Raw genomic sequence first — 22,672 nt, 5'->3', positions numbered from 1 at the left:
CGGGTCAGCCCTTCATCCGGCTTGGATCGTCGACGGAGATATTGCCGTGACCACGGAAATAGATCACGAGAATCGCCAGCCCGATCGCGGCCTCGCCGGCCGCAACGGTCAGTACGAACATCGCGAAGACCTGCCCGACGACATCGCCGAGAAAGGCGCTGAACGCGACGAGATTGATGTTCACCGACAGCAGGATCAGCTCGATCGCCATCAGGATGATGATGATGTTCTTCCGGTTGAGGAAGATGCCGAGCACGCCCATCACGAACAGGATCGCGCTGACGACGAGATAATGACCGAGCCCGATCATGCCCAATGACTTTCCGAAATCACCGTTTGGGCTGAGCTTGTCGAAGCCCTGCCCTTTCTTTCAGCGATGAAAAAGAAGGACAGCCCTTCGACAAGCTCAGGGCTAGCGGGGGTTTGAAACGCACAGATCACAGCTCGACCCCTTCGCCCACTTCGGGCTGCGTGTTGCGGGTCGCGTCTTCCGGACGCCGGCGAATCTGCTTGCCGATATTTTGCGGCCGCACCCCGGCGCGTTCGCGCTGCGTCAGCACGATAGCGCCGACCATGGCGACGAGCAGCACGATACCCGCGCCCTCGAACACCAGCAGATAGCGATCATAAAGCGCACGCCCGATCGCCTCGATATTGGGTACGTCCGGATCGATCGTCGCCATGCGCGTATCGGGTCCGAGATCGCCAAAGCTCCAGACGCCAATGGCGAGCACGATCTCGGCCAGCAGCACGGCTGCGATGAGCAGACCGAAGGGCAGATAGCGCGCGAATCCCGCGCGCAGCCGGGCAAAATCGATGTTGAGCATCATGACCACGAACAGGAACAGCACGGCCACCGCGCCGACATAGACGAGGATCAGCAGCATCGCGATGAATTCCGCGCCAAGCAGCAGCATCAGCCCCGCCGCGTTGAAGAAGGCGAGGATCAACCATAACACCGAATGCACGGGGTTGCGCGCCAGGATTGTCATCGCGCCCGAGGCCACAACGATGGACGCGAAAAGGTAAAAGGCGAAGACGTGGATCACGATATTTGGGGGACCCCTGTAAGAATCGGCTGCGGCTTAGCGATAGGGCGCATCGGCGGCAAGGTTCGCGGCGATCGCGCGCTCCCATTTATCGCCATTGGCCAGCAATTTTTCCTTGTCGTAGAGCAGCTCCTCCCGCGTTTCGGTCGCATATTCGAAATTCGGCCCCTCGACGATGGCGTCGACCGGGCAGGCCTCCTGACACAATCCGCAATAGATGCATTTGGTCATGTCGATATCGTAGCGAGTCGTCCGGCGGCTGCCGTCCTCGCGCGGCTCGGCCTCGATCGTAATCGCCTGGGCCGGGCAGACCGCTTCGCACAGCTTGCAGGCGATGCAGCGTTCCTCCCCATTGGGATAGCGGCGCAACGCATGCTCGCCGCGAAAACGCGGACTGATCGGGTTCTTCTCGAACGGATAATTGACCGTCGCCTTGGGCTTGAAGAAATATTTGAGCGTCAGCGCATGCGCCTTGACGATCTCCCACAAAGTGAAGGTTTTGATGAAATGGGCGATGCTGCTCATAGCAGGCCTCCATGGCGGGTCAGCATGAGATAACCGGACACCAGCACGACCCAGATCAGCGAGATCGGCAGGAAGACTTTCCAGCCCAGCCGCATCAGCTGGTCGTAGCGATAGCGGGGCAGCGTCGCCCAGGCCCAACTGAAGATGAAAAAGCCGAGCAGTATCTTCAGGAACAGCCAGAACATGCCCGTGATCTCCGGCGTGAACAGGAAATCGTAGAGCGGCGCCCAGTCGATAGGCGGCAGCCAGCCGCCCCAGAACAGGATCGCGTTGAGCGCGCACATCAAGAGGATGTTCGCATATTCGCCGAGCCAGAAGAGCGCGAAGCTCATCGATGAATATTCTGTCTGGTAGCCGGCGACGAGCTCTGATTCCGCCTCGGTCAGGTCGAACGGCGTCCGCGCCGTTTCCGCCATGGCCGAGATCAGGAAGATGACCGCCATCGGGAAGAGCAGCGGATTGAAGCCGAAGCCGTTCAGGACGCCGAAGACATGGCCCTGCTGCGCCTCGATAATGCCGGACAGGCTGAACGTGCCCGCGAACATCACGACCGAGAGCAGCACGAAGCCGATGGACACCTCATAGCTCACCATCTGCGCGGCGGCGCGCAGGGCAGAGTAGAAGGGATATTTGGAGTTGGACGCCCAGCCCGAGATGATCACGCCGTATACGCCGAGCGAGCTGATCGCGAGAATGTAGAGCAGCGCCACATTGATATCGGCGAGCGCCATGTTCGGGCCGAACGGGATCACCGCCCAGGCAATCAGCGCCACGGTGAAGGTCACGATCGGCGCAATGAGGAACAGACCCCGGTTCGCCGAGGTCGGGATGATCGTTTCCTTGAGGAAGACCTTGAGCCCGTCCGCAAAGCTCTGAAGCAGCCCGAACGGCCCGACGACATTCGGCCCGCGCCGCAGCATGATCGCGGCGAGAATTTTGCGGTCGGCATAGATGATCATCGCGACCGCGAGCAACAGCGGTAGCGCGATCAGCAGGATCGCCGAAATGGTCGCAACGAACCACGCCCATTCATAGGACATGCCGAGAGACTGGAAGAATGCGGTCATTCCGCCGCCTCCGCGAATTCCTCGCCATGGATCAGTTCGGCCGAACAGCGCTGCATTGTCGCGCTGGCGCGGCAGATGGCGTTGGTCAGGTAGAAATCCTTGATCGGCAGGGCGATGGGTCCGCTGGGTGCATCGCCGGAGAGTTTGGGCGGCGCCCATTCATAGTCGGCGAGACCTTCATCGGCGAGCGCCGGGAAATCGGCGGCGATCGCGTCGCGCAGCTGGTCCAGCGTGTCGAAGGGCAGCGGCTTGCCGAGCGCATCGGAGAGGGCGCGGAAGATCGTCCAGTCCTCACGCGCATCGCCCGGCGGGAAGACAGCGCGATTGCCGCGCTGAACTCGGCCCTCCAGATTCACCCAGGTGCCGCTCTTTTCGGCATAGGACGCGCCGGGCAGGATAACGTCCGCATTGGCCGCGCCCTGCTCGCCATGATGGCCGACATAGACTGTGAACGCATCGCCGAACGCATCGAAATCGACGCCGTCCGCGCCGAGCAGGAAGAGCAGTTCGGGCTTGGTGGCCGCGATATCCGCCGTGCCGCCCGGCTGCGCCCAGCCAAGCATGAGTCCGCCCATCCGCGCCGCGGAGAAGTGGAGGACGTTATAGCCGTTCCAGCCATCCCGTACGAGATTGAGCGTATCCGCCAGCGCCAGCGACGCGGCCTGCAGGCCCGGCACCATCAACGCACCACCGCCAACGATCATCGCCGGGCGCTCCGCACCTTTCAGCACGTCCGCGGCTTCGGCAGGCAGGTCCGCGACAAGCGTCGCCTCGTCGCCCAGCCACGTCACCGGATAGGTGAGATCGATCTCCGGGCCGATCGCAAAGACCTTGGCGCCCGCCTTCACAGCTTTGCGAATGCGCGTGTTCACCAGCGGCGCTTCCCAGCGCGGATTGGTGCCGACGAGCAGGATCGCGTCCGCTTCTTCGATACCCGCAATCGTCGTGTTAAAATTCACCGCCGCGAGGTTGCTCGCATCATAATCCATGCCGTTCTGCCGGCCTTCGATCAGCTTCGACCCCAGCCCTTCGAGCAGCTTCTGCGCTGCATAGAGCGCCTCGACCTCGACCAGATCGCCGCCAATCGCCGCGACCTTGCTTCCCGCCTTCCTGGCCGCTTCGGCAATCGCCGCGAACGCCTCGCTCCAGCTCGCTTTCTCTAGCGTTCCGTCGCGGCGGACATAGGGCGTATCGAGGCGGTTGCGGTAGAGGCCATCGACCGCGTGGCGCGTCTTGTCGCTCGCCCACTCCTCGTTGACGTCCTCGTTGATCCGCGGCAGTGCGCGCAGCACTTCGCGGCCGCGGCTGTCGAGGCGGATATTCGTGCCGACCGCGTCCATCACGTCGATCGAGGGCGTCTTCCGGAGTTCCCAAGGTCGCGCCTCGAACGCATAGGGCCGCGCGGTCAGCGCGCCGACCGGGCAGAGATCGACGACATTGCCCGAAAGCTCGCTCTTCGCGGCATGCTCCAGATAGGTCGTGATCTCCATATTCTCGCCGCGCCCGACCGCGCCGATTTCCTCGACCCCGGCCACTTCCTCGGCGAAGCGGACGCAGCGCGTGCAATGGATGCAGCGCGTCATGATCGTCTTGACGACCGGGCCCATATATTTCTCGGTGACCGCGCGCTTGTTCATCTCGTAGCGCGTGCTGCCCTTGCCATAGGCCATCGCCTGGTCCTGCAGGTCGCATTCGCCGCCCTGGTCGCAGATCGGGCAATCGAGCGGATGGTTGATGAGGAGGAACTCCATCACCCCTTCGCGCGCCTTTTTGACCATCTCGGTCGTCGTGAAGATTTCCTGCCCCTCGGCGGCGGGCAGCGCACAGCTCGCCTGCGGCTTGGGCGGTCCGGGCTTCACCTCGACAAGGCACATCCGGCAATTGCCGGCGATGCTCAGGCGTTCATGATAGCAGAAGCGCGGGATTTCCTTGCCGGCGAGCTCGCACGCCTGCAGCACGGTTGCGCCCTCGGGAACCTCAAGTTCGACGCCATCTACGGTGACTTTAGGCATTAATTGTCACTCCCGTCGGCATAAGCGGATGCACGTTGCCAAAGACCGTCGGCGACGAACTGTCGGACATTCTCGATTTCCAGCCCAAGCGTATGGCCTTCAGCGAGGCATGGTCCGAGATGTGTTATGATGGGCTGGACTGCGATGTTCTCAGCTTCGCTGCGTCGCGGGGTCCGCAACAGAGCATCGGATTCCCGGGGTGCAGCCGCAACTATGCAGTCGGCAAAATCCGCCAACCCCCTCGCCGAGGCAAGCGCCTCTCCTTCGGAAACATAGGAGCGTTCAGGCACTGCCACATCTTGACCGAGCCAGTTCGGCGGCGAAGGATAGGCTTCAAGATAGGCCCGCTCCATCATCATCAGTCTCAAACTTGTCGGCGATGTGCTGATTACGACACCGGTCGGACTGAGGCGAACGACGTCCTCCATACAGCGGTCCATGGCAAAGGCGGAACGGAAGCGGTCAAAATTGACTAACCCCAGTTCCTCATAATCGATCGTGGCAGGATCGCTGGCCGCAAAGAGTACGGGAACTTCGGTGCGGTTACGGTCGTACACGCAGCGGGCGAATTCATCGACGAATCTTCCGGCGCGGTCCTGGCGCAACTCGCGAGACGAATATTCGCGCTCGATGCGTGAGCCGGTAGGTGTGTCCCTTGCCTGGGCGGATAGATCGTGCATCGGAACGGCAAGGCCGGCTACCAATAGCGCAACTGCAGCGGGAATACTCTGCTTCACTCCGCCGCCTCCATCATCTCACCGCTCTCGCCCGCATATTCGCGGATGCGGCGTTCCAGTTCTGGGCGAAAGTGGCGGATCAGGCCCTGGATCGGCCAGGCTGCCGCATCGCCAAGCGCGCAGATGGTGTGGCCTTCGACCTGTTTGGTCACTTCGTGCAGCATGTCGATATCGGCGATGTCGGCCTTGCCTTCGCGCAGCCGCTCCATCATCCGCCACATCCAGCCCGTGCCCTCGCGGCACGGCGTGCACTGGCCGCAGCTTTCATGCTTGTAGAAATAGGAGATACGGCTGATCGCGCGGACGATATCGGTCGATTTGTCCATGACAATGACCGCCGCCGTGCCGAGGCCCGAACCGAGATCCTTCAGCCCATCAAAATCCATCGGCGCGTCGATAATCTCTTCGGCCGGCACCAGCGGGACCGAAGAACCGCCCGGGATCACGGCGAGCAGATTGTCCCAGCCGCCCGTAATGCCGCCCGCATGCTTTTCGATCAGCTCGCGGAACGGAATGCTCATCGCCTCTTCTACGACGCACGGCTTTTCGACATGGCCCGAAATCTGGAAGAGCTTGGTGCCCTCATTCTTCTCGCGCCCGAAGCTCGCGAACCAGCTGGGCCCGCGCCGCAGGATCGTCGGCACGACCGCAATGCTCTCGACATTGTTCACTGTGGTCGGGCAGCCATAGAGCCCCGCGCCCGCCGGGAAAGGCGGCTTCAGGCGCGGCTGGCCCTTTTTGCCTTCGAGACTCTCCAGCAGCGCCGTTTCCTCGCCGCAGATATAGGCCCCTGCCCCGCGATGGACGAACACGTCGAAATCATAACCGGAGCCGCAGGCATTCTTGCCGATAAAGCCCTTGTCATAGGCTTCCTGCACGGCGGCGAAGAGCGTTTCGGCCTCGCGGATAAACTCGCCGCGGATATAGATGTACGCCGCCCGCGCGCGCATCGCATAGCCGGAGATCAGCGCCCCTTCGATCAGCTTGTGCGGATCGTGACGGATGATTTCGCGGTCCTTGCAGCTGCCCGGCTCGGATTCGTCGGCGTTGATGACGAGGAAGCTCGGCCGGCCGTCCTTGCTCTCTTTCGGCATGAAAGACCATTTGAGACCGGTCGGGAAGCCCGCCCCGCCGCGGCCGCGCAGGCCGGAAGCCTTGATCTCGTCGATGATGCCGTCCTGGTCTTTCTCCAGCAGCTTCTTCGTGCCGTCCCAGTCGCCGCGCTTCATCGCCGCGTCGATGCCCCATGGCTGGAAGCCATAGACATTGGTGAAGATGCGATCCTTGTCGTCAAGCATTTCGCGACCTCATCCAGCGAATGAACAGATACCAGATCGGCGCCGCGAGCACGCCGAATGCCGTATGCATGACCCAGGCGATTTCGCGGCCGCGCATCACATCGAACGCGACATTGATCGCCACAAATGCAACCACGAAAGTGATCGTCGCCTGCATCAGCGTCATCGAGGAGAAGGGTCCGCGGGAGGCCATCACTCGGCCGCCTCCGCCATTTCCTTAAGCGTCGTCGGCCCGCCTTCGGGACAGCTTGTCTGGCGCTCGATCTGCGGGCCGGGCGTTACCGGCTCGTCATTGCTCAGCTTTTCGAGGATATCGGTCATGCTGTCATAATCGAGATCTTCGAAATTATCGTCGTTGATCTGCACCATCGGCGCATTGGCGCAGGCACCCAGGCATTCCACTTCGGTCAGCGTGAAGAGACCGTCGGGCGTCGTCTTGCCCTTGACCAGCCCTTTGTTTTTGCACGCCGCCATAACATCGTCGGAGCCGCGCAACAGGCAGGGCGTCGTGCCGCACAGCTGGACGTGATACCGCCCGACCGGCACGAGATTATACATCGTATAGAAGGTCGCGACTTCGTATGCGCGCATATAGGGCATATCGAGCTGGGCGGCGACGAACTCGATCACCGGCACGGGCAGCCAGCCCTGCGTCTTGGTTTCCGCGCCGACCTGCCGCTGGGCGAGATCGAGCAGCGGCATCACGGCTGAGGCCTGCCGCCCTTCGGGATAGCGCGCGATGATCTTCTCCGCTTCCGCGGCATTCTCCTCGGTCCAGGCGAACGCGCCCCAGCGCTCCCGCACCGCTTCGTTTTCGAGCGCGGTATCGGTCGAGCTTTCGGAGAGTTTTTCGTCGGGAAGGATCGTCATCAGATCGCCTCCAGCGTTTCGCGGGTGCGAGCGGATGGATTGACGCCGGTGTTCGGTTCGCCCGCGCGGTCCATGATCATCACATGCGCCTCATTCTCGCAGAAAGGCCGATGTTCGACGCCCGCCGGCACGACGATCATCTCGCCGCGCTCCAAATGCCGGACACCATCGCGAAACTCGATCCCGATCGCGCCTTCGAGCACGAGGAACAGCTCGTCGGTTTCGGCATGGCTGTGCCAGTCGAAATCGCCCTTGAGCTTGGCGAGCCGGACCTCGTTATCGTTGTAAGTCGCGGCAATCCGCGGATTCCAGTGATCCGAAAATTGCGCGAGCTTGTCGGCGAGGTTGATGGGGGATGGAGCGGTCACCGGTCGCACTCCCCGAATACGACATCGATGGCGCCGAGGATCGCGGTGGCGTCGGCCAGCATATGGCCCCTGCACATGAAATCCATCGCCTGGAGATGCGAGAATGCCGTCGGGCGGATCTTGCAGCGATAGGGTTTGTTCGTGCCGTCCGCGACCAGATAGACGCCGAATTCGCCCTTGGGGCTTTCGGTCGCGACATAGACTTCGCCGGCCGGCACGTGGAAACCCTCGGTGTAGAGTTTGAAGTGATGGATCAGCGCTTCCATCGACTGTTTCATCTCGCCGCGTTTGGGCGGGACGATCTTGCGATCGAAGCTGGCGATCGGTCCGTCGGGCATATCGTTGATGCATTGCCGCATGATGCGCGCGGACTGGCGGATCTCCTCGACGCGGACCATCATCCGGTCATAACAGTCGCCATTGGTGCCGACGGGCACGTCGAACTCCATCCGGTCGTAAACCTCATAAGGCTGCGATTTGCGCAGATCCCAGGGAATACCGGAGCCGCGGATCATCGGACCGGAAAAGCCCCATTTGACCGCATCGTCCTTGGACACGACGGCGATATCGACATTGCGCTGCTTGAAGATGCGGTTGTCGACAACGAGGCTCAGCGCATCCTCGAACAGCTCGGGCATCCGGCCATCGAGCCAGTCGGCGATATCGGCCAGCAATTTGACCGGCGTATCCTGATGCACACCGCCCGGGCGATAGTAGGCGCTGTGCATTCGGGCGCCTGAAACGCGTTCGAAGAAATTGAGGCAATCCTCGCGCAGGTCGAAGAGCCACAGGTTCGGCGTCATGGCGCCGACATCCATCACATGCGCGCCGATATTGAGCAGATGGTTCGAAATCCGCGTCAGCTCGGCGAACAGCACGCGTAGATATTGCGCGCGCAGCGGCACTTCGAGATCGAGCAGCTTCTCGATCGCCAGCACATAGCTATGCTCCTGGCAGAGCGGCGAGGCATAATCGAGCCGATCGAAATAGGGCAGCGCCTGCAGATAGGTTTTGTGTTCGATCAGCTTCTCGGTGCCGCGATGCAGCAGGCCGACATGCGGATCGACACGTTCGATGATCTCGCCGTCCAGCTCCATCACCATGCGCAACACGCCATGCGCGGCCGGGTGCTGCGGGCCGAAATTGATCGTATAGTTGGAGATCGCGATATCGCCCGTCGTCGGATCGATGGCGTCGGTCTCGCCCTGCAGCTCTTCGAGATAGTCAGCCATGACGATTCCCCCAAATCGTCATCCCAGCGAAGGCTGGGATCTCGGGCGGCTGGGCGCACCGCATATAGCCTGAGATTCCAGCTTCCGCTGGAATGACGAGAAAGGCTCGACCCATCACGAGTCCCCTCCCGGTTTGTCCACCTCATCCTCGGCCTTTTCGTCGCCGGGCAATATGTAATCCGCGCCTTCCCAGGGGCTCATGAAATCGAAGGTGCGGAAATCCTGGGCGAGTTCGACCGGCTCGTAGATCACGCGCTTATGCTCTTCGGAGTAGCGCATCTCGACATAACCGGTCAGCGGGAAATCCTTGCGGAACGGATGGCCGCGGAAACCGTAATCGGTGAGAATGCGGCGCAGGTCCGAATTGCCCTCGAAAATCACGCCATACATGTCGAACACTTCGCGCTCGAGCCAGCCGGCGACCGGCCAGACATCGGTGACGGTCGGGATCGGCGTATCCTCGTCGGTCGTGACCTTGACGCGGATGCGATGATTGCGGGTCAGCGAGAGCAGGTGGTAACAGACCTCGAACCGCTCAGGCCGTTCCGGATAATCGACGCCGGCGATCTCCATAAGCTGTTGATATTTCAGCCCTTCCGTATCGCGCAAAGCGATCATCACGTCATTCAGCGCCTCGCGCCGCACGGTAATCGAGATTTCGTGGACAGCCTCTTCGGCGTAAACGAGATCGTCAACGAGCGCGGCCTTTACCGCGTCGATAACGCCCTCGTTAGAGGCGATGACAGGTGCCGGAGACGCCATGGCCTATCGCTCTATCGTTCCGATGCGGCGGATTTTGCGTTGGAGCTGCATGACGCCGTAGAGCAGCGCCTCGGCCGTCGGCGGGCAGCCCGGCACATAGATGTCGACGGGCACAATCCGGTCGCACCCGCGGACCACCGAATAGCTGTAATGATAATAGCCGCCGCCATTGGCGCAGCTACCCATGCTGATCACATAACGCGGCTCCGACATTTGGTCGTAGACGCGCCGCAAGGCCGGCGCCATCTTGTTGCACAGCGTGCCGGCGACGATCATCACGTCGGACTGGCGCGGGCTGGCGCGCGGCGTGACGCCAAACCGCTCCATATCGTAACGCGGCATATTTACATGGATCATCTCGACCGCGCAGCAGGCGAGGCCGAAGGTCATCCACCAAAGCGAGCCTGTGCGCGCCCATTGGAACAGCTCCTCGGTCGAGGTGACGAGGAAGCCCTTGTCTGTGACTTCCGAGTTGATGTCCTTCAGGAAATCGGGGTCGGGCAGCGTACCGGGCGGCGGCGGGCCTTTGGCGGTGAGGTCTACTCCCATTCGAGCGCCCCCACTTTCCAGGCATAGGCAAGGCCGATGCCGAGTTCCGCCAGGAAGATCATCATTGCGAACCAGGCCACCCAGCCCAAATCAAAGACCGTGACAGCCCAGGGAAACAGGAACGCCGCCTCGAGATCGAAAATGATGAACAGGATCGCCACAAGGTAGAAGCGCACGTCGAACTGGCTGCGCGAATCCTCAAACGCTGGAAAGCCGCATTCATATTCGGTCAGCTTGTTTGGATAGGGGTTGGAGGCGCCGGTGAATTTGGCCGCGATCATCGGCAGCACGACGAAGGCGAGCGAGAGCAGCAAGGCGACCCCGAGAAACAGCAGGATCGGCAAATATTCAACGAGATCGACGGCAATCGTGTCGGGCAAAGTCTGGACTCGTGGTCTGAGTGGATTTTGTGGCGCTTTTAGGAGGATGCGGCCAGCGGGGCAAGGTCAGGAGGCCCACCGATCACCGCTTTTTCTACCCGCGCAAGGCTCCGGCAACAATCTTGTGCAGCTTCGAATGAATCGCATCGTTCGCGGCCAGAAATTCGCTGCGCTCGATGGGCTGGCTACCGCCGCGAAAATCGGTGACGAAGCCTTTCGCTTCGCGCACGATCAGGATGCCGGCGGCGACGTCCCAGGACTGCAAATCCGCTTCCCAAAAGCCGTCATAGCGGCCGGCCGCGAGCCATGCGAGATCAAGCGATGCCGCCCCGAACCGGCGGATTCCGGCGACTTGCGGGGCGACCGCGTTGAAGATCGCATTAAACCGATCTAGATCGCCATGCCCTTTGAACGGGATGCCCGTCGCGATCAGCGTCTCACTCAAATTGCGCCGCGCCGATACCTGCAACCGCCGGTCGTGGAGGAAGGCACCACGATCCTTTTCTGCCCAGAACAGATCGTCGGTCAGCGGCTGATACACCATGCCCGCGCTGACCTCGCCCCAGCCGCCGCCGGGCTTGGGTTCCTGCACTGCAATCGAGATTGCAAAATGCGGAATGCCGTGGAGGAAGTTCGACGTGCCATCGAGCGGATCGATGACCCAGCGCGGCATGCCCTCTTCGCCCGCAATCTCGCCCGCCTCTTCGAGCAGGAACCCCCAGCCCGGGCGCACCGCGAGTAGCTCGTCATAGAGAATACGCTCGGCCCGCTGATCGGCCTTCGAGACGAAATCCGCCGGGCCTTTCTTCGATACCTGCAGATGCTCGACCTCGGAAAAGTCGCGCGCAAGGCTACGCCCCGCCTTGCGGGCGGCGCGGTCCATGACGGTGATAACGGCGGAACGGGCTGGCATGATGGTTTCCTGCGGGCGCGTTGATGCGGCCCGGTCTAATCGGCCTTTTTCACATATTCCTGTGCATAGACATCGACGACGATCCGCGTGCCTGCGCTGATATGCGGCGGAACCATGACGCGAACGCCATTGTCGAGAATGGCAGGCTTGTAGGAGGACGACGCCGTTTGGCCTTTGACCACGGCATCGGCCTCAACGATCTCAGCCTCGACATGATCGGGCAGCTGCACCGAAATCGGCTTTTCCTCGTAGAGTTCGAGCATTACATCCATGCCGTCCTGCAGGAAGGCCGCAGCATCGCCGAGCATATCCGACGGCAGCTCGATCTGTTCGAAACTTTCCTTGTCCATAAAGGTCAGCATGTCGCCATCGGCGAAGAGAAACTGATATTCGCGCGTATCGAGACGGACCTTCTCGACCGTTTCGGCCGAGCGGAAACGGACATTGTTCTTGCGCCCGTCGATCAGGTTCTTGAGCTCCACCTGCATATAGGCGCCGCCCTTGCCCGGCTGCGTGTGCTGGATCTTCACGGCTTTCCAAAGCCCACCTTCATATTCGATGATATTGCCGGGACGGATGTCCACGCCGCTGATCTTCATGGGTATCTCGCTTGTTTCGAAAGAGCAGGCGCGGCGTCTACCAGCCGCGATGCGATGCGACAAGCGGCGAGCGCCTGTCGCATCCGTCCAATACCGCGAATCGGCGAATCGGTAAAAGACGGCACAGGAGATACAGGTGATCGAAATGGTACCGAGCAAAAACAAATCGCCCCGTGCTGCCGGGCTGTTTGGGCAGCCTGCGGCCAAATCGAAGACCGAGCGGAATGCGTGCGACATCCGCAATGCGCCGGACCCGGAGGGCTATCGCAAAGCATTGCTGCGCAGCGCCATCGCTTTCACGACCGGCTGCCGCCAGGATTAGGGACAGGACCTAGCGGCCCAACAGCGCCGCAAAGGCCGCCACGCCTTTGGCCTCGCCCTCGGGGTGGTTCCAGACCGCACCGCTTACCGCCAGGAAATCGGCACCCGCATCGACCAGCGGTTTGGCGTTGTCAGCCGTAATCCCGCCAATCGCTACGCAGGGCAGAACGAACATCGTCGTCCACCAGGTCAGGATATCCGGATCGGGGCGGTGGGTCGTGTCCTTCGTATCGCTCGGATAGAAAGCGCCGAACGCGACATAGTCTGCGCCCGCTTCACCCGCTTCCATCGCCAGATGGCGGCTGTCATGGCAGGTCGCGCCGATCTGCGCGTCGCGACCGAGTAGCGCGCGCGCCTCCGCAACATCGCCATCGTCCTGCCCCAGATGCACGCCATCGGCGCCGAGCTTGGCGGCGAGATCGGCACGATCGTTGAGGATGAAGGCGCTACCGTGATCGGCGCAAATCGGCATCAGTCGCTCCGCCATTGCAACGATGGCGGCATCGTCCGCCCCCTTCATCCGCAGCTGGAACGCCGCAACCGGTCCGGCATCGAGCGCGCGCTCCAGCCGCTCGGGAAAATCATTCGCCGGATCGGGTGGCGAAATCAGGTACAGCTGACAGCCCTGCGGCGCGTCCGGCATCTCAGACTTTTTCGGTCGACGCCCGATGGATCTTGTCGATAGCCGCGCCGAGCGTGCGATCGAATTCCGCATCGTCCATATCTTGGCGCAAATCCTGCAGTAGCGCGCGCGAGAAACTGGCGATCATGCCCGTGTTTTTCGCAAGCTCGGCACAGGCCTCGTCCTGCGAAAAACCGCCGGACAGGGCGACAACGCGCGCCACGCGCGGATGCGCGACGATGCTATCGTAGAGCCCGGGTTCGACCGGGATCGACAGTTTCAGCATCACCTGCCGATCCTCGGGCAGCGCATCCAGCGACTTGGTCAGCTCGTCTTTCAGGATTGCATCGGCCGCGGCGCGCTCGGGGCTTTTCAGCGAGATTTCGGGCTCAACGATCGGCATCAGGCCGTGATCGATAATCTGGTTGGCGACCTTGAACTGCTGCGTCACATTGGCCGCAATGCCGCTTGACGACGCCATGGCGATAACCGAGCGCATTTTGGTACCGAACACGCCTTTCGCCTTGGCGCGCTCGAGCAATTCGTCGAGCCCCGGCATCGGCTTCATCATCTGAACGCCGTCCGCTTCGTCTTCCAAGCCCTTGTCGACCTTCAGGAACGGCACGACGCCGCGGTCCCACAGCAATGTCGGTACGGGTTTGCCATCGGCCTCGCCGTCCATCGTCTTCTCAAAGAGTATGGCACCGATGACCTTGCCGTTGCCGAAGGATGGTGAAGTGATGATCCGCTGGCGCATCTGATGGATAAGCGCGAACATTTCCTCTTCGTTCGAATAGGCATCCTCGCCGATCCCGAAACCCTTGAGCGCCTTCGGCGTCGATCCGCCGCTCTGGTCGAGCGCGGCGATAAAGCCCGCCCCGGTCTTGATCTGCTGCATCATTTCGGGATTTGCCATCGGTATGGGTGTCCTCTCTGTTCGTACGAATCTTGCGCGTCTGATAGTAAAGGCCAGTGGCAGGAGCAACGGCCAGCGAACCGGCTCATGTGCGCAGCGTGGGAAGCGCGAAAATCTCTCAGCGCCTGATCTTGCGGATGATCCCGTTGAAGCGGAGTGCTGGCTTTCCGTCGGCGGTCACCATGCCTTGGACAAAGATCGTCTTGCCGCCCGCGCGGACGACCTCGCCGCGCGCTTCAACCAGCTGACCGACACTAACCGGATCGAGGAAATCGCCGGTCAGGCTCAGCGTGACGCCATGTTCGTCCGCCATCGCCTCATGCGCGATCGTAAAGATCGCGCCATCCGCGAAGGTGAGCAGGCAACCGCCATGCATAAAACCCGCGCCGTTCATATGGCGCGGTTCGGCGCGGAAAGCGGAAACCGGGCGGCCGTCTTCGTCGATTCGCTCGTAGAACGGACCGCTGCTTTGCTCGAAGGAATCGCCACGCCAGGTCGACCAGCCGGCCCATTCGCCCTCGGTGATGGTGACGAGCCCGCCGCCATAGCCGACGCCCTCATCTTCGCTCATGCGCGCAGCGCCGCGACGCCCGGCAATTCCTTACCTTCCATCCATTCGAGGAAGGCGCCGCCGGCCGTCGATATGAAGGTAAAGTCGGCCGCCGCTCCGGCATGATTGAGCGCGGCCACCGTATCGCCGCCGCCGGCAACCGACACGAGCGATCCTTCCCGGGTGAGCGCCGCCGCAGTCTGCGCAAGCGCAACAGTCGCCGCGTCGAACGGCGGTGTTTCGAATGCACCGAGCGGGCCGTTCCAGACCACCGTCCGGCAGGTCTTCAGCACGTCAGCGAGCGCCTCGACCGCCGCCGGCCCGATATCGAGAATCATCTCGTCCGCGGCGACGTCATGGACGTTCACGGTCCGGGTCGGCGGATTGGCTGCGAACTCCTTCGCGACCACGACATCGTACGGCAGATAGACGGTGCATTCGGCCCGGTCCGCAGCTTCGAGGATCGCGACCGCCGTATCCGTCAGATCGTGCTCGCACAGCGACTTTCCGACATCGACACCGCGCGCTGCCAGAAAGGTGTTTGCCATCCCCCCGCCGATGATCAGGTGATCGACCTTGGTGACAAGATGTTCGAGCACGGCGAGCTTGGTCGACACTTTCGCGCCGCCGACCACCGCCGCAACCGGATGCTCGGGATTGCCGAGCGCGGCTTCCAGCGCCTTCAGCTCGGCCTCCATCGCGCGCCCGGCATAGGAAGGCAGATGATGCGTCAGGCCCTCGGTCGACATATGCGCGCGATGCGACACGGAAAACGCGTCGTTGACGTAGAAATCGCCAAATCCGGCGATCGCCTTCGCCATTCCAGGATCGTTCTTCTCCTCGCCCGGCGCATAGCGCGTGTTTTCGATCACGACGACAGACCCGTCCGCGAGATCGGCAATCGCCTCCCGGCTCGGGCGCTCCATAAAGGTCACGTCACGGCCGAGGACATTGGCGAGCGCGGGAACGACCGGCTGCAGCGAGAATTCCGGTTTATATTCGCCTTTCGGCCGGCCGAAATGGGCGAGCAGCAGCACCTTCGCCCCGGCGTCGGACAATTCGGTGATCGTCGGGATGTGCGCTCGCAGCCGGGTATTGTCCGTCACCGCGCCGTCGGCCATCGGAACATTAAGGTCGACGCGCACCAGCGCGCGCTTACCCGCAACGTCCCCGATATCGTCGAGCGTTCGAAACGCCGTCATGACGTCAACTCCCGTTTTTCCCGGAAAGCCGGGGTTTAGAGCATCCCCGCCATCACGCCGGCCGTATCGATCATCCGGTTCGAGAAGCCCCATTCATTGTCGTACCAGCTCACGACACGGGCGAGCTTGCCCTCAAGCACGGCTGTTTCGAGGCTGTCGACCGTCGAGCTGGCCGGATGATGGTTGAAATCGGACGAGACCAGCGGCTGTTCGGTGTAATCGAGCACGCCCTTCATCGGGCCGTCGGCCGCGGCCTTGAGCGCCGCGTTGAGCTCTTCGGCGGAAGTATCGCGGCCCGGCGTGAAGACGAGGTCGACGAGGGATACGTTGGGCGTGGGCACCCGCACCGAGCTGCCGTCAAGCTTGCCGTTCAGTTCAGGGAGCACGAGGCCGACCGCGCGGGCCGCGCCCGTCGTTGTCGGGATCATGTTCTGCGCCCCGCCACGCGCTCGGCGCATGTCGGAATGCATCTGATCGAGCATGCGCTGATCGTTGGTGTAGCTGTGGATCGTCGTCATGAAACCGCGCTCGATGCCGACCGTGTCGTTCAGCACCTTGGCGACCGGCGCCAGGCAGTTGGTCGTGCAGCTGGCGTTGGAAACGATTGTGTCGTCACCGGTCAACGTGTCGTGATTGACGCCATAGACGATCGTTTTGAGATCGCCCTTGGCCGGCGCGGAGATCAGAACACGCTTTGCACCAGCACCGAGATGCGGCTTTGAGGCTTCGACCGACTGGAAGAAGCCCGTACATTCGAGCACCATATCCACGCCCATATCGGCATGCGGAAGATTACCGGGATCGCGCTCGGACGTCGCGGCGATGGCTTTGCCGTTCACCGTGATGCTGCCGTCGCCCGCGGAAACCTCGCCCGGGAAGCGGCCATGGGTCGAATCATATTGGAAAAGCAGCGCATTGGCTTTGGCATCCGCCAGATCGTTAATCGCGACGAGTTCGAAATCGTGATCGTCGCGCTCGAGCATGGCGCGAGCCACGAGGCGCCCGATCCGCCCGAAACCGTTGATCGCTACTTTGACGGCCATTGCAAATGTCTCCCTTAATTCTTCAGAGCGGACAGGATTTGCGGCGTGATCGCCGCCTCCGTCAGTCCGAAATATTCAAAAAGCATATTGGCCGGCGCCGAACCGCCGAAACGGTCGATGCCGATATTCAATCCATCGGAGCCCGTATAGCGTTCCCAGCCAAATGTCGCCCCCGCTTCGATGGAAACGCGCAGCACATCGTCTTCCGTACCGAGAATATCGGCTCTGTAGGCATCGTCCTGCGCCTCGAACAGCTCCCAGCAGGGCATCGACACGACATCCGCGCCGATCCCCTTCGATTCCAGCTTTTCGGCGATTTCGACGGCCAGATGCACCTCGGACCCCGACGCCAGCAGGACGACTTTGCAGTCGTTTTCCGCCGGTCGCAGTCGGTACGCACCTTTGGCGCACATATTCTCGCTGACATCGGTCCGCATTGGCGGCAGGCCTTGTCGGGTCAGCGCGTGCACAGACGGTCCATCCTTGCGTTTGAGCGAAAGCGCCCAGCATTCCGCTGTTTCGATGGCATCGCAGGGCCGATAAACATCGAGATTCGGCATCGCGCGCAGGCTCGCCAGATGCTCGACGGGCTGGTGCGTCGGGCCGTCTTCGCCGAGCCCGATCGAATCATGCGTCATCACATAGATAGCGCGCACCTTCTGGAGCGCCGACAGCCGGATCGCCGGGCGGCAATAGTCGGAGAAAATCAGGAAGGTCCCGCCATAGGGGATGACACCGCCATGCAGCGCCATGCCATTCATCGCCGCCGCCATGCCGAATTCGCGGATACCGTAATAGATGTAGCGCCCGCCATAATTGTCTCTGGTCAGCGGTTCGGTCGCGCCGGTCTTCGTGTTATTCGAGCCGGTGAGGTCGGCCGAACCGCCAATCGTATCCGGCAGGGCCTTGTTGATCGCCGTGAGCGACATTTCAGACGCTTTGCGGGTGGCGACTTTGGGCGGTTCGGCGGCCAAGGATTCAAGATAGGTCTGCATCGCATCGCCATCGGGCAGCTCGCCCGCTATCCGCCGCTCGAATTCCGCCTTGTCCGCACTGCCCGAAACACGATTCTTCCACGCTTCATGCGCTTCTACAGAACGCTGGCCTGCTTCGGCCCAGGCTTCGCCAATTTCCGGGGGAATGTGGAACGCCGGCGCATCCCAGCCCAGTTCCACGCGCGTTGCGGCGACTTCGTCCTCGCCCAGCGCCGCGCCATGGGTGGCGGCCGTGCCCTGCTTGTTCGGAGCGCCATAGCCGATAATCGTCTTACAGGCGATCAGCGAGGGCCGCGGGTCGGCCAGCGCTTCCTCAATGGCAAAGCGGATAGCATCCGGGTCGTGCCCGTCGCATGACGTTACGTGCCAGCCTGCCGCTTCGTAGCGCGCCGGAACATTCTCACTCGTCGAAAGATCGGTTTCGCCATCGATCGTGATATTGTTATCGTCCCAGAAGGTGATCAGCCGGCCAAGCTGGAGATGCCCGGCAAGACCGACGGCTTCATGGTTGATACCCTCCATCAGGCAACCGTCGCCGGCGATAACCCAAGTCCTGTGATCGACGAGATCGTCGCCGAAATGCGCATTCAGATGCCGCTCGGCGATCGCCATGCCGACGGCCATTGCCAGTCCCTGGCCCAGCGGCCCCGTCGTCGCCTCCACGCCGGGCAAAAGGAAATTCTCCGGATGACCTGCACAGGGGCTGCCAAGCTGCCGGAAATGCTTGATTTCGTCCATCGTGGGGCGCGCATAGCCGGTCAGATGGAGCAGCGAGTAGATCAGCATCGATCCGTGGCCGGCCGAAAGCACGAAACGATCTCTGTCAAACCATTCAGGGTCTTGTGGGTCAAACTTTAGATATTTTGTGAAGAGGACCGTCGCGACGTCCGCCATACCCATCGGCATGCCCGGATGGCCCGAATTGGCCTCCTGCACGGCGTCCATGGAGAGGGCGCGGATGGCATTTGCGAGCTGGATGTGGGTGACGGTCATTCGCTTTCCCCTGTTTCCACCGGGCTGGCTCCGGAAGCGGACCGGCGAACCGCCGCGCGATTCGCGGGCGTGCGCGATCAGTTGGTCTGTCCTGCCGTCATCGTCAACCGTGGCTCTCACAGACTTGCCGGGCAGCGCTTTCCTGCTATGCAAAGCCGATGGAGAAAGAACGGCTTGCCCGCGCCATTGCAAGGATCGAGCAGGCTGCCGAGACGATCGGCAGCGTCGGTCAGATACCGCAGCCAGATACCGCCGCATTGGAGCGGCTGCAGGCAGAGCTCGAATCGGCCAAAGCCGCGCTGGAAGAGCGCGACCGGACAATCGCCAAGCTGCGGGCGGATGCGGCCGATATCGGGCGGCTGAAAGACCAGGAAATCCAAAGGCTGAGGGACCAGATACACGCGGAGAAAAGCGCCGAAAGCGGTGTCTCGGCGGCGGAACATGAAGCGCTGCAGCGGAAATATGCGCATCTCAAAGCAACCGCGGAATCGACACTTGCCGACCTAGATCAGGTGATCGGCAAAGCGGAGCAGGCCAATGGCTGAAGTCCAACTCACTATCGCCGGACACAGCTACACAGTCGCCTGCCGGGATGGCGAAGAGGAGCGTTTGCTGAAACTGGGCGAAATTGTGGACGCGAAAACGTCTCATGCACAGCAGGCTGTCGGCGGGAATATGGGCGAAGCACGGGTTCTGCTCTTCGCCGCGCTTCTGCTGGCCGACGAAGCCGACGAGCTACGCACCAATGCCAGCATCCCGGATGACACGCTCGACACTCTCGAACAGCTCGCCGATCGCCTGACCGCGCTTGGCGACGATCTTGTCTCGGGCTCCCAGCCCTCCTAAATCGGCCTTGGCGGGCGCTGCCCGGTACGCGCCTTTGCGATTATCCCTGAGGCGATACAGCATCCTAGGGAGCCGTCCCTGTCCGGACCGTGGTCCGGTGCATATGGCGCCCACCTGACGTTAATGGCGTCAGAGGATTTTCGGGCAAACGGCCATGGCGGCCCCGCCACCCGCACGGGCGACATAATGACCAAAAATGAGCTTAGAATCTATTTTAAAAAGCAAAGACAAGATTTTGTTTTTTATAATAAAAGATATGAGATTGATCAGCTCGAAAATCGCCTTGGCGACCGTCTTCTCGCGGCGGATATCATGACAGGAACGATCGGCGGATATGCTGCCATGACGTCAGAATTCGATCCCGCACAGCTTCTCTCGCGACTGAGATCGGGAGGCCATCAAATCGCCCTGCCCTATTTCGAAAACAGGCATTCGGAAATGGAATTCAGGCTAGCGAGCGAGGCGCTCGAACGCGGCCCCTTCTCGATCGATCAGCCGCAATCTAACAACCCGGCGGTGAAGCCCGAAACGATACTTGTCCCGCTGGTCGCCGCCGACGCCAAGGGCAACCGTCTCGGTCAGGGACAAGGGCATTTCGACCGTTTTCTGTCAGAAACGCGCAAAAACGGATCGATCACGGCAATCGGGCTTGCCTGGGAATGCCAGATCGCGGCCGAGATCCCTGCCGATCCCTGGGACGAGCCGCTGGATTATATCGCCACGCCAGACCGAATATTGGAGATGACGTCATGACACCAAGCTGGCGCAAGCCTGTCGGGGCATTTCTAATTATCGCGATCATCACCGTCTGGGCATTCATCGTCGCCAGCGCCGCCGGGCCGATCGGGCAGCTGCCGGTACTGATCCAGGCGCCAATCTATCTGGCGGCCGGAATCGTCTGGATCCTGCCGCTAAAGCCGCTGTTGATGTGGATGGAAACCGGGAAATGGCGCGAGTGACGGGACTTGAACCCGCGGCCTCCGGCGTGACAGGCCGGCGCTCTAACCAACTGAGCTACACCCGCGTGAGGCGTTGAAGACGCGCGAGTTAGGGGAGGCGTTGCGCCCTGTCAAGCAAAGTAGCATGGCTGCCTGAAAGCGCGTCCCGCAACTGCCCGAATATTTACCTTTCCTTTACGATATTCGAATAGAACTTCTTAATATTCTCATCGGGACTGCGATAAAATCGCGTCTCACAAGATGACCTTCTGAAAAAAATGCCGAAAACCGCCACCGGTTTACGGCTTATTAGCGTTAATACGGCATCTACGCCCCCGAAAGTCATTGTTTTGTCCGGGGGGACGTACGGAATGTCGACCAGTCGACGTCATTATCGGGTATCGAGTGCACGCACATTGCCGATCTGGCTGGGCGTGCTCGGACCGCTCTTTCTTGCATCGACCGCGCATGCGGCGCCGACTCCGGCCGGCACGCCGATCGAGAATACCGCAACCGCATCCTATGACGATGGTGGATCGACGGTCACGATCGATTCGAACACCGTATCCCTGATCGTCGACGAACTGCTCGATATTGCCGTGACTTGGGCCGATCCAGGCGACGTCACGACGGCACCCGATACCGACAATGTCGTTCTGACCTTTACCGTGACCAATGGCGGCAATGGGCCGGAGCCCGTTGTGCTCGGCGTCGATCCCAATCGCGCGGGCGACGATTTCGATCCCGATGCCGTAACACTCTTTATCGATACAGATGGTAACGGCACCTACGACGCCGGCACGGACACGCTGTACGATCCCGGCTCGCCGCCCGTTCTCGCGGCGGAAGAGAGCATCACCGTCTTCATTCTCGGCGACATCCCGTCGGCTTCCGACGGCGAACGTAGCGAAGTCCAGCTCACCGGTACGGCAGCAACGGGCAGCGGAACGCCCGGAACGGTATTCGCCGGTCAGGGCGAAGGCGGCGGCGATGCCGTTGTCGGCTCCACCGGCGCGACGGACGAGGATAGCGGCTTTTATGCCATTATCGATGCCGATCTCGACCTCACAAAATCCGCCACGGTGCTCGATCCCTTCGGCGGCACGACGCAAGTACCGGGCGCAATCATCACCTACCGCCTCGTCGCCGAAGCGACCGGCAGCGGCTCGCTCGACAATGTCGTGATCACCGACTCGATTCCCGACGACACCAGCTATGTCGACGACAGCATCACGCTCGACGGCACCGGCCTGACCGACGTGAGCGACGCCGACGCCGGCGAATTCGATGGAAGCGGCATCGCGGTCTCCCTTGGCACCGTTGCCGGCGGATCCAGTAATATCATTGAATTTCAGGTTGTTATCGACTGACGGAGAACAGTTATGAAGTATCTTATCGCGATGTTCGCGCTCTTGGCGCCGGTCGGCACAGCCATGGCCAACCAGGTTTCGCTCGACAGCGAAGTCTTTGTCGAGCGCAGCGCCGAAGCGGCCGATGGCAGCGTTACCGTCACGCTCGAGGAGCCGAGCCGCGTCGTACCCGGCGACAATCTGGTCTTCGTGCTGAGCTACGAAAACACCGGCGCGGAACCGGCTGACAATTTCGTCGTCACCAATCCGATGCCTGAAGCCGTGGTCTTCGTCGAAGCGATCGACGGCGGCGCTGTCTATTCGGTCGACGGCGGCGAAAATTTCGGGCCGCTCACAGAATTAAGGGTCGCGAGCGAGGGTGGTGTCGATCGCGCCGCACAGCCCGTCGACGTCACACATATTCGCTGGACTCTGACCGAGCCGATTGCGGCCGGCGGATCCGGACAACTCAGATTTCGTGGCGTCGTCAGATAGCCGCACATGAAACCGCCAAATGTGCCAGCGGACCGGGGGGT

At 61.6% G+C, this 22,672-nt stretch carries 28 protein-coding genes, 1 tRNA gene, 1 other RNA gene and 1 pseudogene; 8 read left to right on the top strand and 23 right to left on the bottom strand.

Annotated features, from left to right (window positions below):
* Window positions 1-4: 4 nt before the first annotated feature.
* From nuoK to efp, 16 genes and pseudogenes are all read right to left on the bottom strand, one after another.
* On the bottom strand, window positions 5-310 hold the full coding sequence (gene nuoK / locus Q0974_RS10690) for an NADH-quinone oxidoreductase subunit NuoK (RefSeq protein ID WP_299327422.1): 306 nt from the start codon (window positions 308-310) through the stop codon (window positions 5-7).
* A 127-nt stretch (window positions 311-437) separates the two neighbouring features.
* Window positions 438-1,049 (bottom strand): NADH-quinone oxidoreductase subunit J, encoded by a 612-nt coding sequence (locus Q0974_RS10685; protein ID WP_299327421.1) that lies wholly within the window; start codon window positions 1,047-1,049, stop codon window positions 438-440.
* Between the two features lie 36 nt (window positions 1,050-1,085).
* Window positions 1,086-1,574, bottom strand: a complete 489-nt coding sequence (gene nuoI / locus Q0974_RS10680) for an NADH-quinone oxidoreductase subunit NuoI (protein ID WP_299327419.1) — start codon at window positions 1,572-1,574, stop codon at window positions 1,086-1,088.
* Complete coding sequence (gene nuoH, locus Q0974_RS10675) at window positions 1,571-2,641, bottom strand: NADH-quinone oxidoreductase subunit NuoH (RefSeq protein ID WP_299327417.1); 1,071 nt, start codon at window positions 2,639-2,641, stop codon at window positions 1,571-1,573. The genes nuoI and nuoH overlap by 4 nt, the downstream gene beginning before the upstream one ends.
* Window positions 2,638-4,653 carry an NADH-quinone oxidoreductase subunit NuoG gene (nuoG, locus tag Q0974_RS10670; RefSeq protein ID WP_299327415.1) on the bottom strand — a complete coding sequence of 672 codons (2,016 nt, stop codon included), beginning with the start codon at window positions 4,651-4,653 and terminating at the stop codon, window positions 2,638-2,640. The genes nuoH and nuoG overlap by 4 nt, the downstream gene beginning before the upstream one ends.
* Window positions 4,653-5,390, bottom strand: a complete 738-nt coding sequence (locus Q0974_RS10665; RefSeq protein ID WP_299327413.1) for a hypothetical protein — start codon at window positions 5,388-5,390, stop codon at window positions 4,653-4,655. Before Q0974_RS10665 ends, nuoG begins: the two co-directional genes overlap by 1 nt.
* Window positions 5,387-6,688: an NADH-quinone oxidoreductase subunit NuoF gene (gene nuoF, locus Q0974_RS10660; RefSeq protein ID WP_299327411.1), complete on the bottom strand. Its 1,302-nt coding sequence runs from the start codon at window positions 6,686-6,688 to the stop codon at window positions 5,387-5,389. The genes Q0974_RS10665 and nuoF overlap by 4 nt, the downstream gene beginning before the upstream one ends.
* On the bottom strand, window positions 6,681-6,881 hold the full coding sequence (locus Q0974_RS10655) for a hypothetical protein (protein ID WP_299327409.1): 201 nt from the start codon (window positions 6,879-6,881) through the stop codon (window positions 6,681-6,683). The genes nuoF and Q0974_RS10655 overlap by 8 nt, the downstream gene beginning before the upstream one ends.
* The gene (gene nuoE, locus Q0974_RS10650; RefSeq protein ID WP_299327407.1) at window positions 6,881-7,558 is read right to left on the bottom strand and encodes an NADH-quinone oxidoreductase subunit NuoE; all 678 of its coding nucleotides are present in this window, start codon (window positions 7,556-7,558) and stop codon (window positions 6,881-6,883) included. Before nuoE ends, Q0974_RS10655 begins: the two co-directional genes overlap by 1 nt.
* Window positions 7,558-7,926: a cupin domain-containing protein gene (locus Q0974_RS10645; RefSeq protein ID WP_299327405.1), complete on the bottom strand. Its 369-nt coding sequence runs from the start codon at window positions 7,924-7,926 to the stop codon at window positions 7,558-7,560. The genes nuoE and Q0974_RS10645 overlap by 1 nt, the downstream gene beginning before the upstream one ends.
* Window positions 7,923-9,158 carry an NADH-quinone oxidoreductase subunit D gene (locus Q0974_RS10640; protein WP_299327403.1) on the bottom strand — a complete coding sequence of 412 codons (1,236 nt, stop codon included), beginning with the start codon at window positions 9,156-9,158 and terminating at the stop codon, window positions 7,923-7,925. Before Q0974_RS10640 ends, Q0974_RS10645 begins: the two co-directional genes overlap by 4 nt.
* 150 nt (window positions 9,159-9,308) lie before the next feature.
* A pseudogene (locus tag Q0974_RS10635) lies at window positions 9,309-9,920 on the bottom strand (NADH-quinone oxidoreductase subunit C); the annotation flags it as partial.
* Window positions 9,921-9,923: 3 nt separating this feature from the next.
* Entirely contained in the window at window positions 9,924-10,469 is a 546-nt protein-coding gene (locus tag Q0974_RS10630; protein ID WP_299327401.1) for an NADH-quinone oxidoreductase subunit B family protein, read from the bottom strand.
* Entirely contained in the window at window positions 10,460-10,849 is a 390-nt protein-coding gene (ndhC, locus tag Q0974_RS10625) for an NADH-quinone oxidoreductase subunit A (RefSeq protein ID WP_299327399.1), read from the bottom strand. The genes Q0974_RS10630 and ndhC overlap by 10 nt, the downstream gene beginning before the upstream one ends.
* Before the next feature lie 94 nt (window positions 10,850-10,943).
* Window positions 10,944-11,762 carry an inositol monophosphatase family protein gene (locus tag Q0974_RS10620; RefSeq protein ID WP_299327397.1) on the bottom strand — a complete coding sequence of 273 codons (819 nt, stop codon included), beginning with the start codon at window positions 11,760-11,762 and terminating at the stop codon, window positions 10,944-10,946.
* A gap of 35 nt (window positions 11,763-11,797) precedes the next feature.
* Complete coding sequence (gene efp, locus Q0974_RS10615; protein WP_299327395.1) at window positions 11,798-12,361, bottom strand: elongation factor P; 564 nt, start codon at window positions 12,359-12,361, stop codon at window positions 11,798-11,800.
* 136 nt (window positions 12,362-12,497) lie between these two features.
* Here efp and Q0974_RS10610 point away from each other — a divergent pair, with 136 nt between their 5' ends.
* The gene (locus Q0974_RS10610; RefSeq protein ID WP_299327393.1) at window positions 12,498-12,683 is read left to right on the top strand and encodes a hypothetical protein; all 186 of its coding nucleotides are present in this window, start codon (window positions 12,498-12,500) and stop codon (window positions 12,681-12,683) included.
* Window positions 12,684-12,692: 9 nt separating this feature from the next.
* Here Q0974_RS10610 and thiE read toward each other — a convergent pair whose 3' ends face one another.
* The 6 genes from thiE to tkt form a co-directional block, all read right to left on the bottom strand.
* A complete protein-coding gene (thiE, locus tag Q0974_RS10605; RefSeq protein WP_299327391.1) occupies window positions 12,693-13,325 on the bottom strand; it encodes a thiamine phosphate synthase in 633 nt (210 codons plus the stop codon).
* A gap of 1 nt (window position 13,326) precedes the next feature.
* Complete coding sequence (locus tag Q0974_RS10600) at window positions 13,327-14,220, bottom strand: fructose bisphosphate aldolase (protein ID WP_299327389.1); 894 nt, start codon at window positions 14,218-14,220, stop codon at window positions 13,327-13,329.
* Between the two features lie 118 nt (window positions 14,221-14,338).
* Window positions 14,339-14,791, bottom strand: coding sequence for a PaaI family thioesterase (locus Q0974_RS10595; protein ID WP_299327386.1), 453 nt, complete (start codon window positions 14,789-14,791; stop codon window positions 14,339-14,341).
* Window positions 14,788-15,972 carry a phosphoglycerate kinase gene (locus tag Q0974_RS10590; protein WP_299327384.1) on the bottom strand — a complete coding sequence of 395 codons (1,185 nt, stop codon included), beginning with the start codon at window positions 15,970-15,972 and terminating at the stop codon, window positions 14,788-14,790. Before Q0974_RS10590 ends, Q0974_RS10595 begins: the two co-directional genes overlap by 4 nt.
* A gap of 35 nt (window positions 15,973-16,007) precedes the next feature.
* On the bottom strand, window positions 16,008-17,015 hold the full coding sequence (gene gap, locus Q0974_RS10585) for a type I glyceraldehyde-3-phosphate dehydrogenase (protein WP_299327382.1): 1,008 nt from the start codon (window positions 17,013-17,015) through the stop codon (window positions 16,008-16,010).
* A 14-nt stretch (window positions 17,016-17,029) separates the two neighbouring features.
* Window positions 17,030-19,003, bottom strand: a complete 1,974-nt coding sequence (gene tkt / locus Q0974_RS10580) for a transketolase (RefSeq protein WP_299327380.1) — start codon at window positions 19,001-19,003, stop codon at window positions 17,030-17,032.
* 158 nt (window positions 19,004-19,161) lie between these two features.
* Here tkt and Q0974_RS10575 point away from each other — a divergent pair, with 158 nt between their 5' ends.
* From Q0974_RS10575 to Q0974_RS10555, 5 genes are all read left to right on the top strand, one after another.
* Complete coding sequence (locus Q0974_RS10575) at window positions 19,162-19,548, top strand: hypothetical protein (protein WP_299327378.1); 387 nt, start codon at window positions 19,162-19,164, stop codon at window positions 19,546-19,548.
* The gene (locus tag Q0974_RS10570) at window positions 19,541-19,849 is read left to right on the top strand and encodes a cell division protein ZapA (RefSeq protein WP_299327376.1); all 309 of its coding nucleotides are present in this window, start codon (window positions 19,541-19,543) and stop codon (window positions 19,847-19,849) included. Before Q0974_RS10575 ends, Q0974_RS10570 begins: the two co-directional genes overlap by 8 nt.
* Before the next feature lie 11 nt (window positions 19,850-19,860).
* A non-coding RNA gene (ssrS, locus tag Q0974_RS10565) (6S RNA) lies at window positions 19,861-20,017 on the top strand.
* A gap of 18 nt (window positions 20,018-20,035) precedes the next feature.
* Window positions 20,036-20,602, top strand: coding sequence for a 5-formyltetrahydrofolate cyclo-ligase (locus tag Q0974_RS10560; protein WP_299327374.1), 567 nt, complete (start codon window positions 20,036-20,038; stop codon window positions 20,600-20,602).
* On the top strand, window positions 20,599-20,808 hold the full coding sequence (locus Q0974_RS10555; RefSeq protein WP_299327372.1) for a DUF2842 domain-containing protein: 210 nt from the start codon (window positions 20,599-20,601) through the stop codon (window positions 20,806-20,808). Before Q0974_RS10560 ends, Q0974_RS10555 begins: the two co-directional genes overlap by 4 nt.
* Here Q0974_RS10555 and Q0974_RS10550 read toward each other — a convergent pair.
* Window positions 20,797-20,873 (bottom strand) — tRNA-Asp (locus tag Q0974_RS10550). The genes Q0974_RS10555 and Q0974_RS10550 overlap by 12 nt on opposite strands.
* A 285-nt stretch (window positions 20,874-21,158) precedes the next feature.
* Between Q0974_RS10550 and Q0974_RS10545 the strand changes: the two genes are divergently transcribed.
* The gene (locus Q0974_RS10545) at window positions 21,159-22,157 is read left to right on the top strand and encodes a hypothetical protein (RefSeq protein ID WP_299327370.1); all 999 of its coding nucleotides are present in this window, start codon (window positions 21,159-21,161) and stop codon (window positions 22,155-22,157) included.
* A gap of 12 nt (window positions 22,158-22,169) precedes the next feature.
* The gene (locus Q0974_RS10540) at window positions 22,170-22,631 is read left to right on the top strand and encodes a hypothetical protein (protein ID WP_299327368.1); all 462 of its coding nucleotides are present in this window, start codon (window positions 22,170-22,172) and stop codon (window positions 22,629-22,631) included.
* Window positions 22,632-22,672: the final 41 nt, after the last annotated feature.

The organism is Parasphingopyxis sp., from assembly GCF_028279465.1.
GTDB lineage: Bacteria > Pseudomonadota > Alphaproteobacteria > Sphingomonadales > Sphingomonadaceae > Parasphingopyxis.
Note: the sequence above shows the minus strand (reverse complement) of the source record. Positions and strands in the feature narration are given on the sequence as shown.